Source organism: Telluria sp. AC161, assembly GCF_979258535.1.
In genome coordinates this window covers 704218-730191 of the sequence record NZ_OZ409861.1, presented here as the reverse complement: position 1 = coordinate 730191, position 25974 = coordinate 704218, and the positions used below count along the sequence as shown (strand labels likewise).

General features: G+C 64.7%; 20 protein-coding genes. 6 read left to right on the top strand and 14 right to left on the bottom strand.

The genetic code is table 11. The features are described 5' to 3' along the window. Nucleotides 1–43 precede the first annotated feature (43 nt). Complete coding sequence (locus tag ACZ0AJ_RS03280) at nt 44–1021, bottom strand: ferritin-like domain-containing protein (protein ID WP_499453871.1); 978 nt, start codon at nt 1019–1021, stop codon at nt 44–46. Between the two features lie 234 nt (nt 1022–1255). Between ACZ0AJ_RS03280 and ACZ0AJ_RS03275 the strand changes: the two genes are divergently transcribed. Beyond that, nucleotides 1256–1849 carry a sigma-70 family RNA polymerase sigma factor gene (locus ACZ0AJ_RS03275; protein ID WP_499452728.1) on the top strand — a complete coding sequence of 198 codons (594 nt, stop codon included), beginning with the start codon at nt 1256–1258 and terminating at the stop codon, nt 1847–1849. Continuing rightward, on the top strand, nt 1846–2562 hold the full coding sequence (locus tag ACZ0AJ_RS03270) for an anti-sigma factor (RefSeq protein ID WP_499453869.1): 717 nt from the start codon (nt 1846–1848) through the stop codon (nt 2560–2562). Before ACZ0AJ_RS03275 ends, ACZ0AJ_RS03270 begins: the two co-directional genes overlap by 4 nt. Before the next feature lie 19 nt (nt 2563–2581). Here ACZ0AJ_RS03270 and ACZ0AJ_RS03265 read toward each other — a convergent pair whose 3' ends face one another. Further along, complete coding sequence (locus ACZ0AJ_RS03265; protein ID WP_499452726.1) at nt 2582–3460, bottom strand: SMP-30/gluconolactonase/LRE family protein; 879 nt, start codon at nt 3458–3460, stop codon at nt 2582–2584. Then, entirely contained in the window at nt 3460–4512 is a 1053-nt protein-coding gene (locus ACZ0AJ_RS03260) for an aldose epimerase family protein (protein ID WP_499456712.1), read from the bottom strand. The genes ACZ0AJ_RS03265 and ACZ0AJ_RS03260 overlap by 1 nt, the downstream gene beginning before the upstream one ends. A gap of 548 nt (nt 4513–5060) precedes the next feature. On the opposite strand from ACZ0AJ_RS03260, the gene ACZ0AJ_RS03255 reads away from it, so the two are divergent. Continuing rightward, nucleotides 5061–6083 (top strand): porin, encoded by a 1023-nt coding sequence (locus ACZ0AJ_RS03255; protein ID WP_499452725.1) that lies wholly within the window; start codon nt 5061–5063, stop codon nt 6081–6083. 378 nt (nt 6084–6461) lie between these two features. Here the strand turns inward: ACZ0AJ_RS03255 and ACZ0AJ_RS03250 are convergent, their stop codons facing one another. From ACZ0AJ_RS03250 to ACZ0AJ_RS03240, 3 genes are all read right to left on the bottom strand, one after another. Then, entirely contained in the window at nt 6462–8189 is a 1728-nt protein-coding gene (locus ACZ0AJ_RS03250; RefSeq protein ID WP_499452724.1) for a methyl-accepting chemotaxis protein, read from the bottom strand. A 25-nt stretch (nt 8190–8214) separates the two neighbouring features. After that, entirely contained in the window at nt 8215–8685 is a 471-nt protein-coding gene (locus ACZ0AJ_RS03245; RefSeq protein WP_499452723.1) for a chemotaxis protein CheW, read from the bottom strand. 259 nt (nt 8686–8944) lie between these two features. Next, complete coding sequence (locus ACZ0AJ_RS03240; RefSeq protein WP_499452722.1) at nt 8945–10753, bottom strand: methyl-accepting chemotaxis protein; 1809 nt, start codon at nt 10751–10753, stop codon at nt 8945–8947. Nucleotides 10754–10991: 238 nt separating this feature from the next. Here ACZ0AJ_RS03240 and ACZ0AJ_RS03235 point away from each other — a divergent pair, with 238 nt between their 5' ends. Next, nucleotides 10992–11522: a GNAT family N-acetyltransferase gene (locus tag ACZ0AJ_RS03235; RefSeq protein ID WP_499452721.1), complete on the top strand. Its 531-nt coding sequence runs from the start codon at nt 10992–10994 to the stop codon at nt 11520–11522. 113 nt (nt 11523–11635) lie between these two features. Beyond that, a complete protein-coding gene (locus ACZ0AJ_RS03230) occupies nt 11636–14194 on the top strand; it encodes a hybrid sensor histidine kinase/response regulator (RefSeq protein ID WP_499453865.1) in 2559 nt (852 codons plus the stop codon). 33 nt (nt 14195–14227) lie between these two features. On the opposite strand, the gene ACZ0AJ_RS03225 is transcribed toward ACZ0AJ_RS03230, so the two are convergent. Next, nucleotides 14228–15865, bottom strand: coding sequence for a M28 family peptidase (locus tag ACZ0AJ_RS03225; protein ID WP_499452719.1), 1638 nt, complete (start codon nt 15863–15865; stop codon nt 14228–14230). Between the two features lie 137 nt (nt 15866–16002). Here ACZ0AJ_RS03225 and ACZ0AJ_RS03220 point away from each other — a divergent pair, with 137 nt between their 5' ends. Beyond that, entirely contained in the window at nt 16003–16416 is a 414-nt protein-coding gene (locus ACZ0AJ_RS03220) for a putative quinol monooxygenase (RefSeq protein WP_499452718.1), read from the top strand. A gap of 445 nt (nt 16417–16861) precedes the next feature. Here the strand turns inward: ACZ0AJ_RS03220 and kdpE are convergent, their stop codons facing one another. From kdpE to ACZ0AJ_RS03185, 7 genes are all read right to left on the bottom strand, one after another. Next, nucleotides 16862–17554: a two-component system response regulator KdpE gene (gene kdpE / locus ACZ0AJ_RS03215; RefSeq protein ID WP_183549712.1), complete on the bottom strand. Its 693-nt coding sequence runs from the start codon at nt 17552–17554 to the stop codon at nt 16862–16864. Continuing rightward, the gene (gene kdpD / locus ACZ0AJ_RS03210) at nt 17547–20267 is read right to left on the bottom strand and encodes a two-component system sensor histidine kinase KdpD (protein ID WP_499452717.1); all 2721 of its coding nucleotides are present in this window, start codon (nt 20265–20267) and stop codon (nt 17547–17549) included. The genes kdpE and kdpD overlap by 8 nt, the downstream gene beginning before the upstream one ends. Nucleotides 20268–20270: 3 nt before the next feature. Continuing rightward, a complete protein-coding gene (kdpC, locus tag ACZ0AJ_RS03205; protein ID WP_499452716.1) occupies nt 20271–20888 on the bottom strand; it encodes a potassium-transporting ATPase subunit KdpC in 618 nt (205 codons plus the stop codon). A gap of 8 nt (nt 20889–20896) precedes the next feature. After that, nucleotides 20897–22996 carry a potassium-transporting ATPase subunit KdpB gene (gene kdpB, locus ACZ0AJ_RS03200; protein WP_499452715.1) on the bottom strand — a complete coding sequence of 700 codons (2100 nt, stop codon included), beginning with the start codon at nt 22994–22996 and terminating at the stop codon, nt 20897–20899. Between the two features lie 14 nt (nt 22997–23010). After that, nucleotides 23011–24810 (bottom strand): potassium-transporting ATPase subunit KdpA, encoded by a 1800-nt coding sequence (gene kdpA, locus ACZ0AJ_RS03195; RefSeq protein ID WP_499452714.1) that lies wholly within the window; start codon nt 24808–24810, stop codon nt 23011–23013. Then, nucleotides 24810–24899 carry a potassium-transporting ATPase subunit F gene (locus ACZ0AJ_RS03190; protein ID WP_183549701.1) on the bottom strand — a complete coding sequence of 30 codons (90 nt, stop codon included), beginning with the start codon at nt 24897–24899 and terminating at the stop codon, nt 24810–24812. Before ACZ0AJ_RS03190 ends, kdpA begins: the two co-directional genes overlap by 1 nt. A 131-nt stretch (nt 24900–25030) precedes the next feature. Further along, on the bottom strand, nt 25031–25831 hold the full coding sequence (locus ACZ0AJ_RS03185; RefSeq protein ID WP_499452713.1) for a TorF family putative porin: 801 nt from the start codon (nt 25829–25831) through the stop codon (nt 25031–25033). Between the last annotated feature and the right edge of the window lie 143 nt (nt 25832–25974).

Sequence of the window (25974 nt, the reverse complement as noted above, 5' to 3'; positions counted from 1 at the left end):
GTCAGAGCGATGCGGCGAACCGCATCGCCGGTACTACCAACGATCAGACGTAGGCCGAGCTCATATTGAGCAACCCGTTCACGCCACGCGGGAAGAAGCCGCCCATCGTGACCGATTCCTTGGTCAGATACACGATATTGAGCACGTCGCCCGGCGTGCGGCTGAACGCGATGCCATCCTTGTCGAGCGGGACGATGTTCGAGACGGTGCTGTCGGTGGCATTCACGATGCCCTGATCGACGTCGGTCGAACCATCGAGACTGTCACGTGCGTTCGAAATCGCCGTGGCCGCAGTGCGCAGCGTCGGCGCCGTCAAGCCTTTCGTATACAGCACGGTGCGCACGATGCCGGCGTGGTACGCCTCGGCCGCCAGGATGCCGGCTGCTGCCTCGAGGAAGGTCTTGTTCGTGATGAGCGGCGACGCGCCTTTGTACGCAGTCACGCCGACGTCCTCGAAGATGAACGCGCCAAGCAGGAAGTTTTCATCGCTGGCATATGGGTCGAAGGCGACGCCCGGGCCCACCAGGCCGGCCGCGCGGGCCGCGTTCGAGAACGCGCCGTTTGGATCGGTGCCGCCGATATCGATGGCTGGCTGGGCAACGGCCGCCGTGCCGAGCGCCGCGCGCAGGAAGCCCACGTGCGCGATCTCATCCTGCGCGATTTCCTTGGCATATTGCGCAACCAGCGGATCCTTGAATGCGACCGCGCGCCCGCCCGTCACGGCGCCTTGCGTGCCCGTGCCGCCCGTCAGGCTCGCAGCCAGGCCGGTGCCGAACACCGCGTACGAATAGAACTGCGCTTCGAGGTACTCGAGGTTCAGCGCAAAATTCAGGATGTCGATATCGGTCGGCTGCGCGGCCTGCGCAATCGCGTCCTTGACCGAGCCGCCGCAGGCGGACAGGAAGGTGCCCCCTACCATACCGACGCTGATCCCTCCCACGTTCTTGAAAAACGAGCGGCGCTTTTCCAGCTTTTCCTTGCGTGATTCGAGCAGTGCCAATGTCACATTCGTGTCTGTCATGGTAGGTCTCCGGTTGATGCGATCAATAAATGGGCGGGCGTCTGCTCGGTTATTCCAGCCAGGAAACCTGGCTGCCAATGCAGCGCGTATAGCTTGTACTGACGCACGATTGATTCGGTTTCAACTATTTTTAAAAATGTTTGACATGACACGCGGGCCCATCCGTGCGGGCGCGATCGGGACGATATGATATTGTCAATACCATCCGATTCTCCACTCCTACACCGTCCAAGGATGACAGTGCCAGACACCCTTCATCCCGATCCCGAGCAGCTGGCCATCTGGCTGCAAGCGACAGCACAAGGCGACGCGGCGGCATTTCGCGCGCTGTACGACACCATTTCTCCGAAACTGTTTGGCTACGCGCTGCGTATATTAGGGAAACGCGAACTGGCTGAAGAAGCATTGCAGGACGGGTTCGTGGCGATCTGGAACGGCGCCGCCGGTTACCAGCGTCACCTGGCCGCGCCCATGACCTGGATGACGACAATCGTGCGCAACAAATCGCTCGACCTGCTGCGCCGCTGTAACCACGACCTCGACATCGACGGCCCCGTCTTCGATGCCGAAATCATGGCGGCCCTGCAGGATCCGCGCGCCACGCCGATCGACGCCCTCCTGATCAGCCATGATGCGAAGGCGCTGGCCTTGTGCATGTCGTTGCTCGAAGGCGCGCACCGGCAAGTCGTGGGGCTGGCATTCTTCCATGACCTGTCGCACAGCGAGGTGGCGCAGCAGATGGCGATACCGATCGGTACCGTCAAGACCTGGATCCGCCGTAGCCTGGAGCGGCTCAAGACGTGCCTGGTTAAAGGCGAACGAGCATGAATATCCGCGACAACCCGCAACTGTGCGACAAGCTGGCGGCCGAGTATGTCCTCGGCACGCTCCGGGGCGGCGCGCGCCGGCGCTTCGAACGCTATCTGCGTGACGACGCGGTCCTGCAGCGCCTGACCGCCGAATGGCAGGAGCGCCTGATGCCGATGGCCGAATTTACGGGTGCGCAGACACCGCGCGCCCAGGTGTGGCGCGCAATCGAGCGTCGCCTGGGTCTGGGTCAGGTTCCGAAGCGTGCGCACGCGGCCTGGCAGTTCTGGCGTACCGAGTCGCTGACGTTCTGGCGTTCACTCAGCTTGGCGTCGCTGGCCGCGGCCTTGCTGATGGTGGGTGTGCTGCGCTCGACGCTGGTCGAGGCGCCACAGGTCGATCTGGTCGCCACGCTGATCGATGACAAGGCGCGCACGGCGCTGCTGCTGACTGCCGACAGCGAGCGCCGCGTGTTCACGGCGCGCCTGGTCGAGAACGCACCGGTTGCCGCCGACAAGTCGCTGCAGTTGTGGGCCGTTCCCAAGGAAGGCGCGCCCCGCTCGCTCGGCGTGATTCCACCGGAAGGCGCGATCGAGCTGCCGCTGACCGGCAGCGCCATTGGCGACGACATCGCCACATTGGCCGTCTCGCTCGAACCACGCGGCGGCTCGCCCGGCGCTGGCGGGCCGACCGGGCCGATTCTCTACAAGGGCAACTGGGTGCGGATGCTGTAATGACCGGCAGCCAGCCCGCTCAGGCATGCAGGAAGCGTGACTCGGGCAGGCCGCGCACATCGAGTGCCTGCGCAAACAGCGCGCCCGATAACGGCGCGACGGCGCGCTCGCCGTCGCTCATGCCCACGTGGGCGCTGGTGACGAACAGCGTCGCCAGGTCCGCACCGCCAAACGCCGGGCAGCTCGGCTGCGGCGCGCCGAGTGGCACCGTCCGCTCGAGCCGGCCATCGGGCGCAAAGCGCGCGACGATGCCGGCGCCCCAGCGCGTGCTCCACAGATAGCCATCGGCATCGATCGTCGACCCATCCGGCTCGCCCGGCACGGCATCGGCCGCGACGAACGTGTGCACGCGCCCCACTTCGGCGCTGCACGGGTTGTAGTCGGCGTACAGAATCGCCTTCTGCGCCGAGTCGGCAAAGTACATGCGGCGCCCGTCCGGACTGAAACAGATGCTGTTGGCAATCGCAGCATTGGGCAACGGCAGGCGCTCGAGCGACAGGTCGAGGTTCAAGCGATAGAAGCCGCCCAGCGCGTGCTTGGGATTGTCGGCCTGGTTGAACATGCCGAACACGAAACGCCCCTGGCGGTCGCAGCGGCCGTCGTTCAGGCGCGTGGATGGCATGTCTGGTTCGACATCGCAGATGCGCGTGACCTTGCCGCTCGAAAAAGTAAAGAACGCAAGACCGGACGCCAGCCCCAGCAGCAGGCGGTCGTCGCTGCCGGTCAGCGCAAAGCAGCACAGGCGCTCGGGCATCGGCCAGCTGGCCGTGCGGCCGGATGCCGGCGTGTACGCCCACAGGGTGGCGGCCGGAATATCGGTCCACAGCAGGCGACCGGTGCGCTCGCACCACAGCACGCATTCGCCCAGCTCGTGCCGGGTGTCAGTCAGTACCTGCATCACGCCGCCTCGGTGGTAAAACGAAAGCGCGACTCGGTGGCATAGACCTCGCCCGGCCGCAGGATCACGTTCGGGAACTGTGGCTGGTTCGGCGAATCGGGAAAATGCTGCGGCTCCAGGCACAAGCCGCTGCGATGCCCGTAACTGCGGCCCTTGCCGGACAGAGAACTGTCGAGGAAGTTGCCGCTGTAGAACTGCACGCCGGGTTCCTGCGTCCACAGTTCCAGCACGCGGCCCGAGGCGGGTTCGCTCACGCGCGCAGCCCTGGTCAGCGCCGCGCCTTCCGGCTTGTTCAGAACAAAATTGTGGTCGTAGCCACTGCCGTGGCGCAGTTGCTGGTCGGGTTGTGCGATCCGCTCGCCGATCGGGCGCGGCTGGCGGAAATCGAACTGTGTGCCGGCGACCGGGGCGAGTTCGCCCGTCGGAATCGATTCACTGTCGATCGCCACGAAACGGTCGGCGTCGATGGTCAGGCCGTGACCGAGGATGTCGCCGGCGCCAGCCAGGTTGAAGTAGCTGTGCTGCGTCAGGTTGACCGGCGTGGCCTTGTCGGTCACGGCGTGAAAGCGCACAACCAGTTCATTGGCGTCATTGAGTGTATAGACCACGGTGACATCCAGGTTGCCCGGATAGCCCATCTCGCCGTCGACGCTGCGGTAGGCCAGGCGCAGGTTGGCGCCATCGACCGTCGCCGTCCACAGGACACGGTCGAAACCACCAGCACCACCATGCAGGTGGTTGTTGCCGTTGTTAACGGGCAACTGCACCTCTACGCCGTCGAGCGTGAAGCGCCCCCTGGCAATGCGGTTGCCATAGCGGCCGATCAGCGCGCCAAAGTACGGGCTGTCAGTGCAGTAGGGTTCGAGCGTGTCGAAACCGAGCACCACGTCGGCCAGCCGCCCTTCGCGGTCGGGCGCGTGCAGTTCGGTGACGATGCCGCCGAAGTCAATGATCTTCGCCACCATGCCATGGGCGTTGGTAAGCGTGAACTGGGTGACGGCAGCGCCGTCTGGCAATTGGCCGAATGGCGCTTGCGTGATACCGGTTTGCACAGTGATGTGATCCTTGATGAACAGGGGTTGGCCGACGACGCCGTGATCGTAGCATGCACGCATGACTGGCCGGGCTGACCCGATTCACGCGCCCCGTCACCCGGACCGACAGCGTCGCCGGCCTACCCGCGTCAGAAATTTTCCATGCACTATTGCGGTGCAAGAAAAACCCTTCCTCCCTCATGCCCAAGCGGGCAGAACAGCCGTCCAAGCCCGTCCTCCCCTGCTATGCGCCTGGGTCCGAACCGTATGTATGCACCGTTATTGCGCATTGCAGCACCTGTCAAGGCCAAAAATGTGGCGTCCCTGCAACGTCCTTGGTTGATTTTCAGCAATATTTTATACGGTTTGCGACCCCGATTCTGTTGGCTGTGATGGTCGTTGAAACCGGCGATTCTCCTATGAAAAGCGGACCGTATCGCGGTTTTTCGGATGTGATTTCCGGTCGATTTCGTGACAATTCCGCTTGGGGGAACCCGGTGACAGATGTCCGTCGGGCATGTCATGATTACTAGGCTATTTCACAAACAAACACTGGAGATTCATCCATGAAGCACAAAATTCTTGCCATCGCCCTCGTGTCGGCACTGCCACTCGTCGCCCAAGCCCAAACCAGCGTTACCATGTACGGTATGGTCGATGCGTCGATCGGTGTTGAAAACAACGATGCGCCTGGCGAGAGCAGCCGCACCGTCGTGTCGTCGGGTACCCAATCGGCAAGCCGTATCGGCTTCCGCGGTACCGAGGACCTGGGCAATGGTCTGAAGGCACTGTTCAACATCGAAGCCGCTGTTGCCGTCGATACCGGCGCAACCGATTCGAACATGTTCCAGCGCCGCGCTGTCGTGGGCCTGCAAGGCGCCTTCGGTACCGTGACCGTCGGCCGTGAATATGGCCCGATCGCTGCTGTTGCCGGCGCATCGGACACCCTGGGCCAGGGCTTCTACGGTTCGAACCTGGCTGCCTTCGGCACCAACCGCCTGACCCGTCGCCTGTCGAACTCGGTCAACTACCAGAGCAATGCTCTGAGCGGCTTCACCCTGCGCGCAGCCTACGGCGCCGGCGAGCGTAGCATCGACCCATCGGGCGACGTGACCGGCGTTTCGCTGGAATACGCAAACGCTGGCCTGTACATCGGCGCTGGTTACCAGAACGTCGAGCGCCTGGCGACCGGCGACGACAAAGAATACAACGCAGGTATCGGCTACAAGTTCGGCGACTTCGAAGTGCGCGCTGGCTACATGGCTGCTGATCCTGAAACCGGCATCCTGCCAAGCGCCAAGTACGAGCAGAAGAACGCCGGCGTGTCGTATGGCTTCGGCGCCAACCGCGTCTTCCTGAACTACCAGCAGCAAGAACTGGCCAGCGGCGCAGAAGGCAAGGCAGTCACCGTTGCCTACACCTACACCCTGTCGAAGCGCACCAACGTGTACGCATCGTACGCAAAACTGCGTAACAACAACAACGGCGTGTTCTCGCTGACCTCGCCATCGGGCACCATCGCCCTGCCAGCAACGGCCTTCGGCGCGGACCCACAGGTCTACAACGTCGGCGTGCGTCACTCGTTCTAAGCGACGCCGTACTGCATCGGGCGCATGTCGCCTGGTGCGCGACGGATATAAAAACGGCAGACCGCAGGGTCTGCCGTTTTTTTACGTCTGCGGTTCGCCGGTTGGCGCTGTCAACGTTAAATAGGGGATGCGTCGGGTGCACCGGATAGCGTACCGGTTTCAGTGGGAAACCGTGGCGTTCGGCGTCATGGGATGATGGGATCACGGTCGCACGGGATCATGAGGTCATGAGGTCACGAGATCATTCCAGTCAGCCTCATCCATCGCTGACGATGACAGCGCCTAATGCATTCAGACCAGGCAACAAAAAACGGCAAGCCCTGCGGCTTGCCGTTTTTTTTCACCGCCCGTCATCCGGCCATACAGATTCAGAGCAGCTTAGAACGTTTCCCATTCGTCCTCAGCCACAGGCGCCTTGGCCTGCGTCCGCGTCGGGCTCGGCGCTGCGGCCGGCTTGGCATGGGCAATGGCAACCTTCTTCACTGCCGCTGCCGGTGCCGCTGCCGGCCTGGCACGCACAACGGCGACATCGGCGGGCACGGCGTCGGCCATCTGCCCGGCATCGATCCTGAACACCGCCACAGCAGCCGCCAGCATCGCTGCCTGCTCCTGCATCGATGCCGATGCCGCCGCCGCTTCCTCGACCAGCGCTGCATTCTGCTGCGTGCCCTCGTCCATCTGCGCCACGGCCTGGTTGATCTGCTCGATGCCGGCGGTCTGCTCGACGCTGGCGGCGCTGATCTCGGTCATGATGTCGGTCACGCGCCGGACACTGTCAACGATTTCCTGCATCGTGGAACCTGCCTGCGCCACCAGCTTGCTGCCGTCGGCAACCTTGCTGCTCGAGTCGCCTATCAGCGTCTTGATTTCCCTGGCCGCTGCCGCCGAACGCTGCGCCAGATTGCGCACTTCGCTGGCCACGACTGCAAAGCCGCGGCCCTGCTCGCCCGCACGGGCCGCTTCCACCGCCGCATTGAGCGCCAGGATATTGGTCTGGAAGGCGATGCTGTCGATCACGCCGATGATGTCGCTGATCTTGTTCGACGATGCATTGATCTGGTCCATCGTATCGACCACCTGGTGAATCACTTCACCGCCGCGCGCGGCCACGTTCGACGCGGTCTCGGCCAGCTTGTTGGCCTGGCGCGCATTGTCGGCGTTCTGCTTGACGGTCGACGTCAGTTCTTCCATCGACGATGCCGTCTCTTCCAGCGCGCCGGCCTGCTGCTCGGTGCGGCCAGACAAATCCTGGCTGCCCGCCGCCACCTGGCCGGCGGCAACCGCAATGGTATCGGTGCCAATCCGCACGGCGCCGACGGTGCGCGCCAGGCTCTCGTTCATGGTCTTGAGCGCCTGCAGCAGGCGGCCGGTTTCATCTTGCGTGGTGACGTCGATACGGCTGGTCAGGTCGCCCGCGGCAACGGTATTGGCCACTTCCAGCGCACGGCGCACCGGCACCGTGATCGAACGCGTGATGAGCGTGGCCACCAGGGCCGCGAACGCCAGCGCCAGGCCGCCCAGGGCCCAGGTTTGCCACATCGTCCTGTCATAGGTTGTTGCGGCGCTTGCTGCAGCTTTCGCGCTCAGGTCCTTTTGCAGCGCCAGTTCGGCGGCAGTGGCTTCCTTCAGCTTGGCCAGGCGCGGGCGCAGTTCGTTGGTGAGGTAGACCTTGGCCGGTTCTTCCTGGCCTGCATTGATCAGCGCGAGCAGTTCGGTGACGCCGGTCAGGTAGCTGGTGCTCGTGCTCTGCATCGTGCGCAGGATGGCCAGTTCATCGGGGTGCGCCGTCAGCAGCGGCTCGATCTCGGTCAGCGTCGAGGTGATCGTCGCACGCGCCTTGCCAATGGCATCCACCTGCTTCTGGCGGTCGGTCGGCTCGGCATTGAGCATCATGTTGCGCAGCGCGATGGCAATGACGTTGATCTGGCCTTCCAACCGGTTGCTCATCTCGATCGCCGGAATCCGGTGCTCGACGAGATCCCTGGTGCCATTGTTCACGCGCAGCAGCGACGCATTGCTCATCACAATCATCGCGATGAGCATGACGCCGACGATGCCAAAGCCAAGCGACAGGCGCGTGGCGATATTCAGATTACCAAGTTTCATGGGATTGTTCTTTCTGCGGGGTGGCTCAGGCGGCCAGCGGGAGCGACGGCACGACGCCGAGTTCTTCGGATTGCATCAGGGCGTCGATATCGAGCAGGATCAGCATGCGTTCGCCGACCGTCCCGAGACCACGCAGATAGCCCGCATCGAGCGTGCCCATGGCGGGCGCCGGGCGGATCTGGTCGGCTTCAAGGGTGACAACCTCGGAAACGCTGTCGACCACCATGCCGATCACGTGCTGCGCAATGTTCAGGATGATTACGACGGTCAGGCTGTCATAGGCTGGATTGGCGAACCCGAACTTGATGCGCATGTCCACCACCGGCACGATCCGGCCACGCAGATTGATGACGCCCTTGAGAAACTCGGGCGCGTTGACCAGGCGCGTCGGCGCCTCGTAGCCGCGAATTTCCTGCACTTTGAGAATACTGATGCCGTATTCTTCCTTGCCGAGGCGGAAAGAGAGTACTTCGCGATCGTTGACTGCGTGTTCCATGAGATTACCTTCCAATGCCGTGAGATTTCGTTATATTTCTTTTCGGCAAGCAGGGTAAGTTCTAATGCGGACGATAACGATGCATGCACGCTAACGAACCGGCAATGCCAGCGCGATTGCAATGAATACTGGACGATGCGCACGTTTTCATTTGCGCATGTGTTGGTTGTTCGTGCAAAAAAAACGGCAAGCCGAAGCGTGCCGTTTTTTAATGCCGACGCCGTTTGAACGGCAAAACCAGGGCTGGCTCAGCGCGAGGTCAGAACTCTTCCCAATCCCCGGCCGCCACTGGTGTCGCGCCGGACGTGCCCTCTGGCTTGGTTGGTGCCTTGGCCGGTGCGACTGCCTTGCGCAGGGCCGGGGCCGGGGCCGGTGTCGGCGCCGGTGCCAGTGCTGGTGCGGCGACCGGTGCAGGCACCGGGACAGCCCGCGCTGGCGCCACCGGCTGCGCCGCTGCTACTGCTACTGCCGCCGACGCCCCCTGCCTCTGCGCCCCATCGATCTGGAACACCGCCACCGCTTGCGCCAGCAGGGCCGCCTGCTCGCGCATCGAGGTCGCCGCCGCTGCCGCTTCTTCGACCAGCGCCGCGTTCTGCTGCGTGCCCTCGTCCATCTGCGCCACGGCCTGGTTGATCTGCTCGATGCCCGCGGTCTGCTCGACGCTGGCGGCGCTGATCTCGGTCATGATGTCGGTCACGCTGCGCACGCTGTCGACGATCTCGCGCATCGTCTGGCCGGCCTGCGCCACCAGCTTGCCGCCCTCGGCGACCTTGCCGCTCGAATCCTGGATCAGGCCCTTGATCTCGCGCGCCGCCGCCGCCGAGCGCTGCGCCAGATTGCGTACTTCGCCCGCCACCACGGCAAACCCCCTGCCCTGCTCGCCCGCCCGGGCTGCCTCCACGGCCGCATTCAGGGCCAGGATATTGGTCTGGAACGCGATACCGTCGATGACGCCGATAATGTCGTTGATCTTGTTCGACGATGCGTTGATGCCGTCCATCGTGCCGACCACCTGCTCGATCACGTCGCCGCCACGCGAGGCCACGCTCGAGGCCAGGCCTGCCATGACATTGGCCTGGCGCGCGTTGTCCGCATTCTGGCGCACGGTCGCCGTCAGCTCTTCCATCGACGACGCTGCTTCTTCCAGCGCCGCGGCCTGCTGCTCGGTGCGGATCGACAGGTCGTGGCTGCCCGCCGCCACTTCGGCCGCGGCCACCGCAATCGTGTCGGTCCCCACGCGCACGGTGCCGACGGTGCGCGCCAGGTTTTCGTTCATGGTCTTGAGGGCTTGCAGCAACTGCCCCGTTTCGTCATGCGTGGTTACCTCGATGCGGCTGGTCAGGTCGCCGGCGGCAACCGTATTGGCCACGGTGAGCGCCTGCGCCAGCGGCCGCGTGATCGAGCGCGTGATTGCCCACGCCGCCAGCACCGACAGCAGCAATGCGACGCCGCCCAGGCCCCACATCAGCAGGCTGGTATTGCGGTAGGTGGCGGCCGCGTCGCGCGCGGCCTCGTCCGCAATCGCAACCTGCAACGCGGTCTGCTCGGACGTTGCCCGCTTCAGGCGCATCAGCAGCGGACCCAGGTCTTCGCCGAGCAGCGCGCGCGCCTCGTCGACTTCCTCGGCCTCGAGGTGCTTGATCATCGCATCCTGCCCGGCCTTGTACAGCGCGGTTTCCTTTTCCATCTGCGCCAGCAGCTCGATCGCCTTCGGGTTGTGCAGCGAGGCCCGCAGCTTGATCAGGATGGCGTCCATCGCCGCGCGCGCGGCCATGATGTCCTTGACCTGGCGCCGGTGGTCGGAACCGCTCTCGCTGAGGATCATATTGCGCAGCGAGATGGCGATATCGTTGATCCGGTCCTGCATCTGGGTGGTCAGCGCGATGCGCGGCATGCGTCCGTTGACGATCTCGTCGGTGCCGGCATTGGTGCGGGCCAGCATCGCATTGCTCAGTACGATCATCACGATCAACATGATGCAGATCAGGCCAAAGCCCACTGCCAGTCGTTTGCCGATGCGCAGATTTGCCAGTGCCAAGGCACGGCGTTTCTTGTTTGGTTCTGTCATGGTCATCCTTGTGCAGCGCGAGTCGCTGAAAATAGTTACCGTGAGAGAACATTACAAGCGACCTTTCTTCATGTCGATAGATCGATGTCAATACGAGAAAATAAAACCTTGGTCAAGGCCTGGGGTATGGCGCGTCCACAACAGGTGATGACACACTGACCATCTCCGCTAAGCGTGGTGGCATGCATCGTGCTTTAAATAAAGAGACAATCCACCCACCCTTTGTTCCGGGAGTTTTATGATCATCCGCAGACTCGATCCACGCACCATCGCCCAATCCATGCCGTCGCTGGGCACGCTGCTCCTCGATGCGGTTGCCGATGGCCATTCACTGGGGTTCGTCAACGGTCTCGACCAGGAACAGCTCGACGCCTACTGGCAAGGCATTGCGGAAGAAGTCGGTCTGGGCCAGCGCGTCCTGTTGGCAGCGGAACGTGACGGCGTGCTGGTCGGCACTATCCAGTTAGCATTAATTACAAAGCCAAACGGCCATAATCGCGCTGAAGTGCAACAGTTGCTCGTACACTGCACCGTACGGCGCAGCGGCATCGGGATGGCGCTGCTGCAAGCCCTCGAAATCGAAGCACTGGCTTTGCGCCGCGGCTTGTTGTTTCTGGATGCGGCAGTGGGTTCCGGCGCCGAGCGCCTGGTGCAACAAAGCGGTTACGAACGGGTCGGTGAGTTGCCCGAATACGCTTGTACGCCCAATGGTCGCTGGCACGCGACGGCAATTTATTACAAGACACTGTTCACGCGTAACCGGCGCTGACCGACACAGCCTGCTGCTAGTCGCCCGAACGAATGTGTGCGCCAACAGTTTGTCGCGTAGAATTTGCCGGATTAAACGTTCTGGAAAGCAATGTGACTGGCATATCGTCCACCATGCCCCGCAGACCACTGCGGGCTTATTTGCTCTGGCTGGTCCTGGTAACCCTGTTGCCGGGGGTGGTCGGCGCATCTCTCCTGTTCGTCCATCAGTACCAGAAAAGCCGCGCCCAGTTCGAGCGCAACACCATGCAGACCGTGCGCGCGCTCGTGCACACGGTTGACAGCAAGCTGCTGCAGGCGCAGGTCATTGCCCAGACCCTGTCGACGCTCGATGCACTCCAGGACCGCGACTTCCCGCTCGTGCACCGCCAGGCGCGCGAGGCGCTGCAACTGGCCGGCGACGGCATGGTCGCCGTGCTGCGCGAACGCAGCGGCCAGCAGATCCTCAACACCGCCGTGGTCTATGGCGAACGCCTTCCGCTCGAACCGTCCGACTCGCTGGAAAAGGTATTTGCCAGCGGCCGGCCAGGCATCTCGCGCGTTTTCATCGGCAAGGTCATCGGCGAGCCCACCGTCAGCGTCGACGTGCCGGTGATGATCGACGGCAGCGTGGCCTACGTGCTGAGCATCGGCGTACGGCCCGGGTATTTCGATGACATGCTCACGCCCAGATCCGTGTCGGATGGCGCACGGGCGTCGGTGGTCGATGCCGGCGGCACCATCTTCGCGCGCAACCTGAGCCCGGAGCGCTTCGTCGGCAACCGCGTCACCGATCCACTGTTCCGCGCCATGCAGCGCCAGCGCGAAGGCATCGTGCAGTCGGTGTCGCAGGAAGGCGTCGCCCTGCTCACCTTCTACTCCCGCTCCGAAGCCACGGGCTGGCATGTCGCCATCGGCATGCCGCGCTCTAACCTGAACCAGGTGCTGTTCGAGCCGCTGGCTGCGCTGCTGACCGGCGTGCTGCTGCTGTTTGCCGTCGGCCTGTGGCTGGCCTGGCAGATTGGCGGACGCCTCGCGCGTTCCGTCCAGGCCCTGACCGTGCCGGCCGTGGCATTGGGCAAAGGCGAAACGCCGCCCCGCTTCACGCAAGTGCACGTCAAGGAAGCGGCCGAAGTAGCCGAGGCCATCAGCGCTGCATCGACGCTGCTCGGCGAACGCGCGCAAGCGCTGGCCATCAAGGAAGCCGAACTGCGCGACGCGCACCGCATGGCGCGCTTCGGCACCTGGCACATGCAACTGCCGGGCGGCGACTTGATCACGTCGGAATCGGTGCCGCACATCTACGGACGCGAGCTGCCGCCATTCGACGAACAGCGCGGGTCGGTGCTGCCCGAAGAATCGTGGCAGCGCGCCAGTGCGCTGATCCGCGAGCTGCAACGCACCGGCGGCAGCGGCAGGCTGCAACTACAGGTGCTGCATGCCGAAGGCCACCGCATCTGGATCGACCTGCATTGCGAGGCGGTGCAGGACGGCGACGCGCGCGTGTCGGCGCTGCGCGGCACGATCCAGGACGTGACCGACCGCGTCAACGCCGAAGAAGCGCTGCGCCAGGCCGACCAGCGCAAGAACGAATTCCTGGCGATGCTCGCGCACGAGCTGCGCAATCCGCTGGCGCCAATCGCGTCCGGCGCGCAGTTGCTGGGCCATGACACGCTCGACCCGGCGCGCACGCGCCAGATCAGCGGCATCATCGCGCGCCAGGCAAGGCACATGGCCGGCCTGGTGGACGACCTGCTGGACGTGTCGCGCGTCACGCGCGGCCTGGTGACGCTGTCGAAAGTGCGCCTCGATGTCAACGAGGTGCTGGCCGAAGCGATGGAACAGGTCCAGGAACCGCTGCGCCAGCGAGGCCACACGCTGACCTCATCGCTGCCAGCAACGCCGGCCTGGGTCATGGGCGACCGCAAACGGCTGGTGCAGGTGGTGGGCAATCTGCTGCACAACGCGGTCAAGTTCACGCCCGCCGGCGGCAAGCTGCGCGTGGCGCTCGAACTGGACGCATCGCGCCTGCGCATCGTGGTGGCAGACAATGGCATCGGCATGCTGCCCGAAGAACTGGACCGTGCATTCGAGATGTTCGTGCAGGGCGAGCGCACGCCCGACCGCACGCAGGGGGGGCTGGGAATCGGGCTCGCGCTGGTGCGCAGCCTGGTCCAGCTGCATGGCGGCAGCGTGCGCGTGGAGAGCCCGGGCCAGGGTCTGGGCAGCACCTTCATCGTGACGCTGCCGCGCAGCGAGGAGCGCAGCGCCGGCATTAGCGCTGCGAACAAGCCCGAGGCGGGCACGCTGCAGCAGCTCAAGGTGCTGGTGGTGGACGACAATATCGACGCGGCGCAGGTGCTGGCGATGTACGTCAGCGCAGCGGGGCATGAGGTGGCGGTCGAACACGATCCGTTCGATGCCCTGCGGCGCGCCGCGCAGTTTGTGCCCGACGCCTGCCTGCTCGACATCGGCCTGCCCGGGATGGATGGCCACGAACTGGCGCGCCAGTTGCGCGCAGCACCGGCGACCGCGAACGCCTTGCTGGTGGCGGTTACGGGCTATGGCCAGTCGCAGGATCGCGATGCCAGCAGCCAGGCCGGGTTCGACCATCATCTGGTCAAGCCGGTGGACATGACCGACCTGGATCGCATCCTGACGGCGGCGGCCAGTGGGGCCGCCGCTGCCGTGTGACCCGTGTGAGCCGTGTAAGCGCTGGCGACGAACCTATTTGCGCTTGACGCTGCCGAAGGCTTCGCCCTTCTTCCAGGTCGGCATGCGGGGCGCGTTCGCGACCGCGTAACCGAGGTTGAGCGTGAACTGGGCCTGCTGCACCATGCCGGACAAATCCCACTCGGGCCGGTACGCATCGCTGACCTGGTGGTAGTGGTCCTTGAAGCCCTTGATGTTGGTGCTCGATTCGTTCTGGTGCTGCTCGAACTCGAAGTGGCCATCGCCCGAGAACACGGCCGAGCCGACGTTAAACGCCGGCACGCCCGCCTTGGCAAACGCGAAGTGGTCGGCGCGGAAGTAGGCACCCGACATGTCCGGCGTGCTTGGCGCGATCTTCAGGCCCATCGACCTGGCCACCTGGCTCGAGGTCTCGAACAGGCTGCTGCGCTCCGCGCCGGCGACACCGATATCGCGGGTGCGGCCGACGAAGTTCAGGCTGTCGAGATTGAGGTCGGCGGCCGTTTGCGCCAGCGGCCAGACCGGGTTGGCGACATACGCCGCCGCGCCCAGCAGGCCCTGCTCTTCGGCGGCGGGCCACAAGAAGATCTGGGTGCGCCTGGCCGGCTTCTTGACCGCTTCGGCCGCCATCACCAGGAGCGCCGCCGTGCCCGATGCGTTGTCGATCGCACCGTTGTAGATACGGTCGGCCTTCGGATCGTCGCCGGCCTTCAGTTCGGCCATGCCCATGTGATCCCAGTGCGACGAATACACGACGGCCTGCTCTTTCAGTTTGGCGTCGGTGCCGGGCACGATGCCGATCACGTTGAACTGCTCGACCGGCCGGATCGCCGAGCGCAATTCGACATGCCCCGCCACCTTCAGGTCGACCGGGCGAAAATCACGGCGCTCGGCCTGCGCGCGCAGCTTGTCGAGGTCATGGCCGCCAGCCGCGAACAGCTCGCGCGCGGTGTCTTCGTGCAGCCAGCCTTCCATCGGATTGCCCGGGCCCTTGAGGCCGAAGCGCTCGTTGCCGAAGCCATTGGCCGGCACGCTCCACGGATAGGAGCTCGATGGCGTCGTGTGGATCAACAGGACACCAGCGGCGCCGCGGCGCGCGGCTTCCTCGAATTTGTAGACCCAGCGGCCATACCAGGTGTAGGCCTTGCCGGCGAAGCGGTTGGGCTCTTCGGCGGTAGGCTGGGGATCGTCGACCATCATGACGAGGATCTTGCCCTTGGCGTCGAGGCCCTTGTAGTCGTCCCACTTTTCTTCGGGTGCGGCGGCGCCGTAGCCGACGAAGACCAGAGGCGCATCGAACGACAGGTTCTCATTGCCGCTCTTCGTGCCCATGACGACGCCCTTGCCCAGCGCCGGCTTGAAGGTCTTGCCGCCGGCGGTGAAGGTGGCGCTGCCGCTGAGAAGTTTGGAGCCCTCGATCTCGACCTTCTGGCGATAGCCGCCGCCGGGGATGGGCTTGAGGCCAATCAGCGCAGCCTGGGTTTCCAGATAGCGCACGGCCAGGTCACCGCCGCGCTGGCCGGTGCCGCGGCCTTCGAGCAGATCGTCGGCAAGGAAGGACAGGTGGGCGCGCAGTGCGGTTTCGGACACGGCGGCCGGCTGCTGTGCATGTGCAGCCTGGGAGACGGAGAAAATGCAGGCGCTGACGGCCAGGGCAAGAGGATGAAGTCGCATCGAGGCTTTCGTGACAGGATGATGGAAAAGCCATCTTAACCCGACCTGCATCGAATGCGCCAAGACGCCCGTTTGTGCTTGGCGGCGTCAGGGGGCACACCTATACTTCCTCAGGACAATTCCACGCGAGAACAGGCATGCCCGTATCCCGCCGCAAGGTACTGGGGGCGCTAATAGCCCTGCCGCTGACCCAGTCCCGCGCCGCCGCACCCCCCGTCACCACCACCAACACGATGAAAGAGACACCCCGCATGTACGGTCTGATCGGAAAAATGCGCTCTACCCCGGGCCAACGCGACGCCCTCATCGCCATCCTGCTGGAAGGCACCACCGCGATGCCCGGCTGCCTGGCCTACATCATCGCCAAGGACAAGCAGGACGCCGACGCCATCTGGATTACCGAAACCTGGGACTCGCAAGACAACCACAAGGCCTCACTGACCCTCCAGTCAGTCCAAGCCGCCATCCAACAAGCCCGTCCCCTCATCGCCGGCTTCGGCGAACGCTTCGAAACCGAACCCATCGGCGGCCAAGGCCTCCCCAACAAATAGGGTCAGTGTAGATTTATTGGGCAATTACTCAAAGTTGTCAAACAATTCGACTCTGACCCTAATTTATTCTTGCAGAAACTCTTGCAAATTAATTAGGGTCAGAGTCGAATTATTGAGCAATTGATCGCAATTTTTCGATAGTTTGATTCCTGGTTTCATTGAATCGAATTCGCGGTGTATTTAAATGATTCGGGAATCTTTCTTTTTGCCATAGAATTCGACAGTGCAAGAAAATTACAGGTCAAAGACAGAATTAATTAGGCTCAGAGTAGATTTATTGGGCAATTACCGAATGTTGTCAAACAATTCGACTCTGACCCTAATTTAGATTTTGGGAAAGTATTGCAAATTAATTAGGGTCGGAGTCGAATTAACTGGCAACTTTGAAAATTGCTTTTTAATTCTACTCAGACCCTAATTTATTTAATATTGATTGGGGGATTTATTAGCCGAGCCAAAGGCGGTAGCCGACGCCGGTTTCGGTGAGGAGGTGGCGGGGTTGGGTGGGGTCGGGTTCGAGTTTGTGGCGCAGGTGGCCCATGTAGATGCGCAGGTAGTGGCCGCTTTCGGCGTGGCCAGGGCCCCAGACGGCGCGCAAGAGCTGCGGGGCCGTCATCACGCGGCCGGCATTGCTGACCAGGACGGCGAGCAGGCGGTATTCGGTAGGCGTTAAGTGGACGTGTTCGCCGTTTCGTGTGACCACCCGGTCTTGCAGGTCCACTGAGACGTCGCTGAAGTGCGTTTTGCTGTCGCCGCCGGCGGCCGGTTGGCGCTGGCGGCGCAGCGTGGCGCGCACGCGGGCGAGCAGTTCGCCGGTGCCGAACGGTTTCGTCAGGTAGTCGTCGGCGCCGGCGTCGAGGGCGCGGATTTTCTCGCCTTCGGCCACGCGCGCCGACAGCACGATGATCGGCACCGCCGACCATTTACGCACATCGTGGATGAAGTCGATGCCGTCGCCGTCCGGCAGGCCGAGATCGAGCACGATCAGGTCGGGGCGGCGCGTGCCGGCGTCGATCAGGCCGCGCGCCATGCTCACCGATTCGTGCACCTGCCAGCCTTCCTGTTCAAGCGCGGCGCGCACGAAGCGGCGGATCTGCGGCTCGTCCTCCACCAGCAGTGCGCAAGGCGCGTCAAGCATCGTTTGTCTCCATCGACAGCAAGTCCAGTTCAGGGGGGCTGCCGGCCGGCAGCGAGAACACAAAGCCGGCGCCGCCCAGGGTTGATGTGCAGGCGCGGATCATACCGCCGTGTGCACCGATGATCGCGCGGCAGATCGCCAGGCCCAGGCCCACACCGGGCAGCGCCGATTCGCGCTCGCCGCGCGTGAATTTTTCGAAGATCGCTTCCTCGCTGCCGGCGCGCAGGCCGGGACCGTCGTCGCTCACCGTGACGTCGATCCAGGCCCCGCGCGCCATGGCGGAGATCTCGATGCGCGCGCCGGGCGGCGTGTATTTTGCGGCATTTTCAACGAGGTTGCACAGCACGCGTTCGATCAGCACGGCGTCGAAGCGCACCAGCGGCATGTCGGGCGGCAGACGCACCGTGACCGTGTGCTGGCGCAGCGCCGCGCCGCACGCGCGCAGTGCGCTGCCGATGACTTCTTCGAGCGCCTGCCATTCCAGGTTGAAGCGCACTTCCCCGCTTTCGATGCGCGCCATGTCCAGCAGGTTCGCTACCAGGGTCCCCATGCGCACCGCTTCATCATGCAGAGCCTGCGCCAGCGCCAGTGAATTGGCAGGCAGCGCCGGCTCGCCACGCAGCAGCGATTCGGACAAGCCCACCAGCGCCGTGAGCGGCGTGCGCAGATCGTGCGACAGCGCCGCCAGCAGCGAGTTGCGCAGCCGCTCCGATTCCATGTTCACCAATGCGGCCTGCGCCACCTCGACGTAATGCACGCGCTCGAGCGCGATCGCTGCCAGTGCCGCCAGTGCGTCGAGCTGGCGGCGCTGCTCGGGAATCAAGACCCAGCGCCCGCCTTCCGGCTCGATCGCCAGCACGCCGCGTGTGCGCATCGGCGCCACCAGCGGCAGATAGAACAACGGGCATGCTGGCAGCGTGTCCGTGCCCAGGCCGGCCGGCTGCGCGTGGTCGTACGCCCACTGGGCGATGCCCAGGTCGAAGTTGCCGGGCGCCGAGCTTGCAGAAGCGCCATCCTCCGCCGCTGGCATGCCGAGCCGCTCGTCGGCATCGGGCACCAGCAGCGTGGCGCGCGCGCCGAACGCATTCTGGATCACGGCGCGGCTCGACTCGAACACCTGCGATGCCGCCAGCGCGCCGGACAACTCGCGCGCAAATTCGTACAGCGCGCGCACGCGCCGCTCACGCTGCGCCGCCACGCGCGCCTGGAAACGCAGGCCGGCCGTCAGGTGCCCGGTGATCAGGCCCACGGCCAGCATCACGGAGAACGTGACGAGATACTGCACGTCGCTCACCGCGAAATCGAAACGCGGCGGCACGAAGAAGAAATCGAAACTGGCCACGCCGACGCAGGTGGCGGTGACCGATGGCGCGCGCCCGAAGCGCATGGCCACAAGCAGCACCACCAGCAGGAACAACATGACGATATTGGCCAGATCGAGCCACGGCTGCAGCGGCGTGGCCACCAGTGCCATGAGAAGGCACGCACCGCCAGCCAACGCGTGTGGCAGCAAGGGTTGGCGCGGCGGCTCAGGTGCAGCCGCAGCCGCCATCACGCCGCTCGCAGCAGGCGGCACCGCCGGCTGCCCGATCTCGATCAGGTCCACGCCCGGCGCAAGCCGCGCGAGCCGGCGCGCCGTGCGCCGGCGCCACGGCCAGCGCGAACCATCCCGGCCCAGTGCGATGCGCGACAGGTTATGATCGCGCGCGTAGTCGAGCGTGCTGGCCGCAATGTCTTCGCCCGACAGCACGGCCGTGGTGGCGCCCAGGCTGTGCGCGAGCTTGAGCGTATCCATGATGCGGGCTCGCGCAGCCTCGGGCAGCTTGCCCAGGCGCGCCGTCTCGACATACACCGCATGCCAGCCCGTACCCAGTTGCGACGCCATGCGCGCACTGCTGCGCACGACGTGTTCGGCATGCGCTCCGGGTCCGAGACATACCAGCAGGCCGGCACCGGTCTTCCAGATCGCATCGATCGATTGCGCTTCACGCCAGGCGCGCACGTCGCCTTCGACACGGTCGGCCGTGCGGCGCAGCGCCAGTTCGCGCAGCGCGATCAGGTTGCCCTTTTTGAAGAAATTACCGGCCGCACGCTCGGCCTGCTGCGGCTGATACACCTTGCCCTCTTTCAGGCGCGCCAGCAGCGCGTCGGCCGTCAGGTCGACCATCACGATTTCGTCGGCGCTGTCGAACACGCGGTCGGGCACCGTCTCGGCCACGCGGATGCCGGCGATGCCGCCCACCACGTCGTTCAGGCTTTCCAGGTGCTGCACGTTGACAGTCGTGAGCACGTCGATGCCCGCCGCCAGCAGTTCTTCGACGTCCTGCCAGCGTTTGGGATGGCGCGACCCCGGCGCGTTCGAATGCGCCAGTTCATCGACCAGGATCACGCCGGGCGCACGCGCCAGCGCGGCATCGAGATCGAATTCGTCCAGCGTCTTGCCGCGATAATCGATGCGCCGCCGCGGCAGCAGTTCGAGCCCGTCGAGCAGGCGGGCCGTCTCGGTGCGCCCGTGGGTTTCGATGATGCCCACCAGCGGCGCGGCACCCTCGCGCTGCAGCTTGCGCGCCTCTTGCAGCATGGCGTAGGTCTTGCCCACACCGGCCGAGGCGCCAAAATAAATGCGCAGGCGGCCGCGCGCGGCGCGCCGGTCCTGCTCGCGCAGTTGCGCAAGCAGTGCGTCGGGGTCGGGTCGCTGGTCGTCGTGAGGCATGGTCTAACGAGTATGCCCGCTTTCGCGGCTGCTGGCCACGCTGGCCACGCGGGCCGCCTGGTCCAGCGCCAGGTTCAGCGCCAGCACGTTCACGCGTGGCGCACCTGGCAAGCCAGGCAGCGGCAGCTCGGTGTGCCGTTCGATCAGCGCGCCGACCCGTTCGACCGGCATCGCGCGCGCACGCGCCACCCGCGCTGCCTGGTACTGCGCGCCCGCCACGCTGATCTCGGGATCGAGACCGCTGGCCGATGCTGTCACCAGGTCGACTGGCACCGGCGCCATATTGGACGGGTCGACTGCGCGCAGCGCAGCGACGCGGCCCTTGACCGCTTCCTGCAGGGCCGGATTGAGCGGGCCCTGGTTCGAGCCGCCCGAACCGCCGCCGTTATTGGCCATCGGACCGGTGGCCGATGGACGGCCCCAGAAGTAGCCCGGCGAGCTGAATGACTGGCCGATCAGCGCCGAGCCGACGGTCTTGCCGTCCCGTTCCAACAGGCTGCCATTGGCCTGCGCGGGGAACGCCGCCTGGGCGATCCCGGTCACGGCCAGTGGATACAGCACGCCGCAGATCAAGGTGAGCACCGCAAACAGCACGAGTGCGGGGCGAAGAATCGATTGCATGAAAACTCCTAGGTCAGATTGAGCGCAGCGAGCGCCATGTCGATCAGCTTGATCCCGGCGAACGGCAGCAGCAGACCGCCAAGGCCGTAGATCAGCATGTTCCGGCGCAGCAGGGCCGCCGCGCCGATGGCGCGATAACGCACGCCGCGCAGCGCCAGCGGGATCAGGACCACGATGATCAGGGCATTGAAAATCACGGCCGACATGATGGCCGACGATGGGCTGGTCAGCCCCATCACGTCCAGCGCCTTCAGCTCGGGATAGGTGGCGACGAACATGGCCGGCACGATCGCGAAGTACTTGGCGATGTCGTTCGAGATGGAGAACGTCGTCAGCGCGCCGCGCGTCATCAGCATCTGCTTGCCGATTTCGACGATCTCCAGCAGCTTGGTCGGATTCGAATCCAGGTCGACCATATTGCCGGCCTCCTTGGCCGCCTGCGTGCCCGAGTTCATCGCCACCGCGACGTCGGCCTGCGCCAGCGCCGGTGCGTCGTTGGTGCCGTCGCCCGTCATCGCCACCAGCTTGCCTTCGCTCTGGTACCTGCGGATCAGCGCGAGCTTTTCTTCCGGCGTGGCTTCGGCGATGAAGTCATCGACCCCGGCTTCGGCCGCAATCGCTGCCGCCGTGAGCTTGTTGTCGCCGGTGACCATCACGGTCTTGACGCCCATGCGGCGCAGTTCGGCGAAGCGCTCGCGGATGCCGCCCTTGACGACGTCCTTGAGTTCAACGACGCCCATCACGCGGCTGCCATCGGCCACCACCAGCGGCGTGCTGCCACGGCGCGATGCTTCGTCGACGCTGCGTTCCACGTCGCCAGGCCAGACCGCGCCGAGCGACTCCATATGACGGCGCAACGCCGAAGCAGCGCCCTTGCGCAACTGCCGCTCCCCCAGGTCCACGCCACTCATGCGCGTCTGCGCCGTGAACGGCACGAACACCGCGCCAAGCGACTCCATCGCCCTTTCGCGCAGATTGAAGCGGTTCTTGGCCAGCACCACGATGCTGCGGCCTTCCGGTGTCTCGTCGGCCAGCGACGCCAGTTGCGCCACGTCGGCCAGTTCTTCTTCGGTCACGCCGGGCGCCGGCAGAAAGGCGGACGCCTGGCGATTGCCGAACGTGATGGTGCCAGTCTTGTCCATCAGGAGCACGTCGACGTCGCCGGCCGCTTCCACCGCGCGGCCCGACGTCGCAATCACATTGGCCTGCAACATGCGGCTCATGCCAGCCACGCCGATGGCCGACAGCAGGCCGCCGATCGTCGTCGGGATCAGGCACACCAGCAGCGCGACCAGCGCGGTGAGCGTCACCGGCGAACCGCTGCCGGACGCCTGCACCGCAAACAGCGAGAACGGCAGCAGCGTCACCGTCACGACCAGGAACACGATCGTCAGCGCGACGAGCAGGATGGTCAGCGCAATCTCGTTCGGCGTCTTCTTGCGTGATGCACCTTCGACCATGCCGATCATCCGGTCCAGGAACGTCTCGCCGGGATTGGCGCTCACCTGCACCACCAGCCAGTCCGACAGCACGCGGGTGCCGCCCGTGACCGAGCCGAAGTCGCCGCCCGACTCGCGAATCACGGGCGCCGATTCGCCGGTGATGGCGCTTTCGTCGACCGAGGCCACGCCGTCGACCACTTCACCGTCCACGGGAATCACGTCGCCCGCTTCGACCAGGAAGAACATGCCCTTGCGCAGATCGCCCGACGGACAGGCCTGCCATGGCTCGCCGTGCTTGGGCGCCTCGAGCTTCTTGGCCGTCACGGTCTGGCGCAGATTGCGCAGCGATGCCGCCTGCGCCTTGCTGCGACCTTCGGCCAGTGCTTCGGCGAAGTTCGCGAACAGCACCGTGAACCAGAGCCAGACGGCGGTGGCCAGGATGAAGCCGGCGCTTGTTTCGCCGTGCCCGGCCAGCGCCTGGAACCACAGCAGCGTGGTGATGATGCTGCCGACGTAGACGACGAACATCACGGGGCTGCGCAGTTGCGTGCGCGGATGGAGCTTCTTGAGCGCGTCGAGCATCGCCGGCCACACCAGCGCCCCATCGAACAGGTTCAGCGATTTGCGCGGCGCCTGGACCGGGGTTGCTTCAGTTGGGTTGATCATTGATTGATCCATTGTCATTCTCCGAACAATTGCAGGTGTTCGACCACGGGACCCAGCGCCAGCGCCGGAACGTAGTTGAGAACACCGACCAGCACGACGATCGCGGCCAGCATGGCGACGAACATCAGGCCATGGGTGGGCAAGGTGCCAGGCGTGGTGGGCAGGCGCTGGCGGCCGGCCAGGGAGCCGGCAATGGCCAGCACCGGCACGATCACGGCGAAGCGGCCGAACCACATCGCCACGGCCAGCAGCGTGTTATAGAACGGCGTATTGGCCGACAAGCCCGCGAACGCGCTGCCGTTGTTGTTGGCGGCGGACGTCAGCGCGTACAGGATTTCGGAGAAGCCGTGCGCGCCCGGATTGGCCACGCCGGCCGCGCCAAGACCGGTGGTCACGGCCAGCGCAGTGCCCAGCAAGACCAGGCATGGCGTCACCAGAATCACGACGGCAACCATCTTCATCTCGAATGCGCCGATCTTCTTGCCCAGGTATTCCGGCGTGCGGCCGATCATCAGGCCGGCGATGAACACCGTCAGGATCGCGAACACCAGCATGCCGTACAGGCCCGAGCCCACGCCGCCAAAGATCACTTCACCGAACTGCATCATCACCATCGGCACCATGCCGCCCAGCGGCGTGAACGAATCGTGCATGGCGTTGACCGCGCCGCACGATGCTGCCGTGGTCACGACCGCGAACAGGCTCGATGCGGCGATGCCAAAGCGGGTCTCCTTGCCTTCCATATTGCCGCCCGACTGCAGGCTGCTTGCCGCCTGGTCGATGCCCAGTGGCGCCAGCAGCGGATTGGCTTGCTGCTCCGCGGCGAAGGCCCCGATGGCCGCGATCACGAAGATCAGCGTCATCGTGCCCAGAACGGCCCAGCCCTGGCGAGAGTCGCCCACCATGCGGCCGAACGCGAAGCACAGTGCGGCCGGGATCAGGAAGATGGCGATCATCTGCGCGAAGTTCGACAGCGCGGTCGGATTTTCAAACGGGTGCGCCGAGTTGGCGTTGAAGTAGCCACCGCCGTTCGTGCCCAGCATCTTGATGGCTTCCTGCGAAGCGACGGGACCCATTGGAATGACCTGCGTGTCGGCGCGCGTTTCGACCGCGGCCTGGCCATCGCTGGCCGGCTGCGTGTAGGCGACCGGCTCGATCACCTGCGCTTGTACATGCGGCGACAGGTTCTGCACCACGCCCTGGCCCACCAGAAACACGGCGAGGATCACGGACAGCGGCAGCAGCACGTACAGCGTCGAGCGCGTGACGTCGACCCAGAAATTGCCGATCGCGCCGGCCGATCGCGCGGCAAAGCCTCGGATCAGCGCGAATGCAACGGCGATGCCGGTGGCGGCCGAAAAGAAGTTCTGGCCGGCCAGGCCGACCATCTGGGTCAGGATGCTCATGGTTTGCTCGCCGCTGTAGCCTTGCCAGTTGGTGTTGGCGACGAAGCTGACGGCGGTGTTGAAGCTCGAATCGGGGCTCACGCCCGCCATGCCTTCTGGATTGAGCGGGAGCCAGCCCTGCAGGCGCTGCAGACCGTAGACAAACACGACGCCCACCGCATTGAAGGCAATCAGCGCCAGCGCATAGGCTTTCCAGGTCTGGGCGGTGCCGGCGGCAGGCCCCGCAGCGCGCAGCAGCGCGCGCTCGATGCCGCCGACCCAGCCCAGGCCGGGCACGGCGCCTGGCTTGATGTCGGCGGCGCCGATGCGCGCCAGCAGCGCGCCAAGCGGCCAGGCCAGCGCCAGCAGCACGACCAGGAACAGCGCCAGCAGCGGCAGGAACTGCGTCATCAGTTCAGTGGTGGCCATCACATGTCCTCCGGTTTGAACAAGGCGATCAGCAGATAGACCAGGAGCGCGCAGGCGGCCAGGCCGCCGATCGCGTAGGAGAGATTCATTGCTTGCCTCCGAGGAGTCCGCAACCGCTCACCAGGAGGCAAGTCAGGCGGACGAAGACGAGGAGCGCGCCGATATAGATAAGATCCATGGACGTTCGCTTTCAGCGAGGTTGTTATTCTGGTGGTTGGATTCAGAAGGTGCGGCTGAGAGTCAGCTGCAGCGCGTCGCGGCCCGTGAACTTGCCGTTTCTTGGCGAGGCGTAGGCGCTCTTGCTGGCGTTGGTGCCGACATACGCCACGGCGACGGTGGCCAGCGCAAAGCTGCGCGAAGCGCCGATCTTCCAGTCGGTGTAATCGGCTGCCGGGTTGTTGTCCACGCGCTGGCGGCCGGCGTGCAGCAGCACCGTGACACCATTTCCCGCGTCGAGACTGGCGCCGATGTCGAGGTAGCCGCTGCCTTCGCTGTCGACGAAGCCGAACAGGTTGGTGGTGGCGTGCGAATACTTGATGTAGGCGGGGCCGTAGCCCAGTTGCGCATACACCTCGGTGGTGTTGGCGTTGACGAAGCCGGCGACCTGGCCCAGGCCATTGTCCGGATACAGGTAGCGCAGCACGCCGACGTCGTACGTCAGACCGGAAGACAAACCGACCGCGAGCTCGCCGCGCTTGCCGGCGTACAGGTCGATCTCGACGTCGCCATCGCCCCCGGCGTCCTTCGCAAACTTGACGCTCGAGCCCCAGGCGCCGACGTACCAGCCAGTGGCGTGGACGTAGTCAAGACCGCCCTGCAGCGCCGGTTGCAGGCGCGTCTGTGAAATACCACGGTAGCGGTAGTCCGACGTGATGGCGGCGTTGAAGGTAACGGGTGATGCGGAAGCGGCGGGTTCTGCCACCTCGACGGCGCCGGTGGTCTGGGCGTGCGCGGCGCCGCTGATGGCGAGGATGGCGGCTGCCACCAGGCCGGCGCGGCGCGCTTGAATCGATGCATTCATGGTGTCTGCTCTTGGTTGTGTTGGAACCCATACGACGCACGATGGCGCCGCATGGAACACGAGCAGGTTAGCGATTCGGGCATAAAAACCGGATATAAAAGCTGCCAGCAGTTGTAAACAAGATGTATACGTCGCTGCTGTTC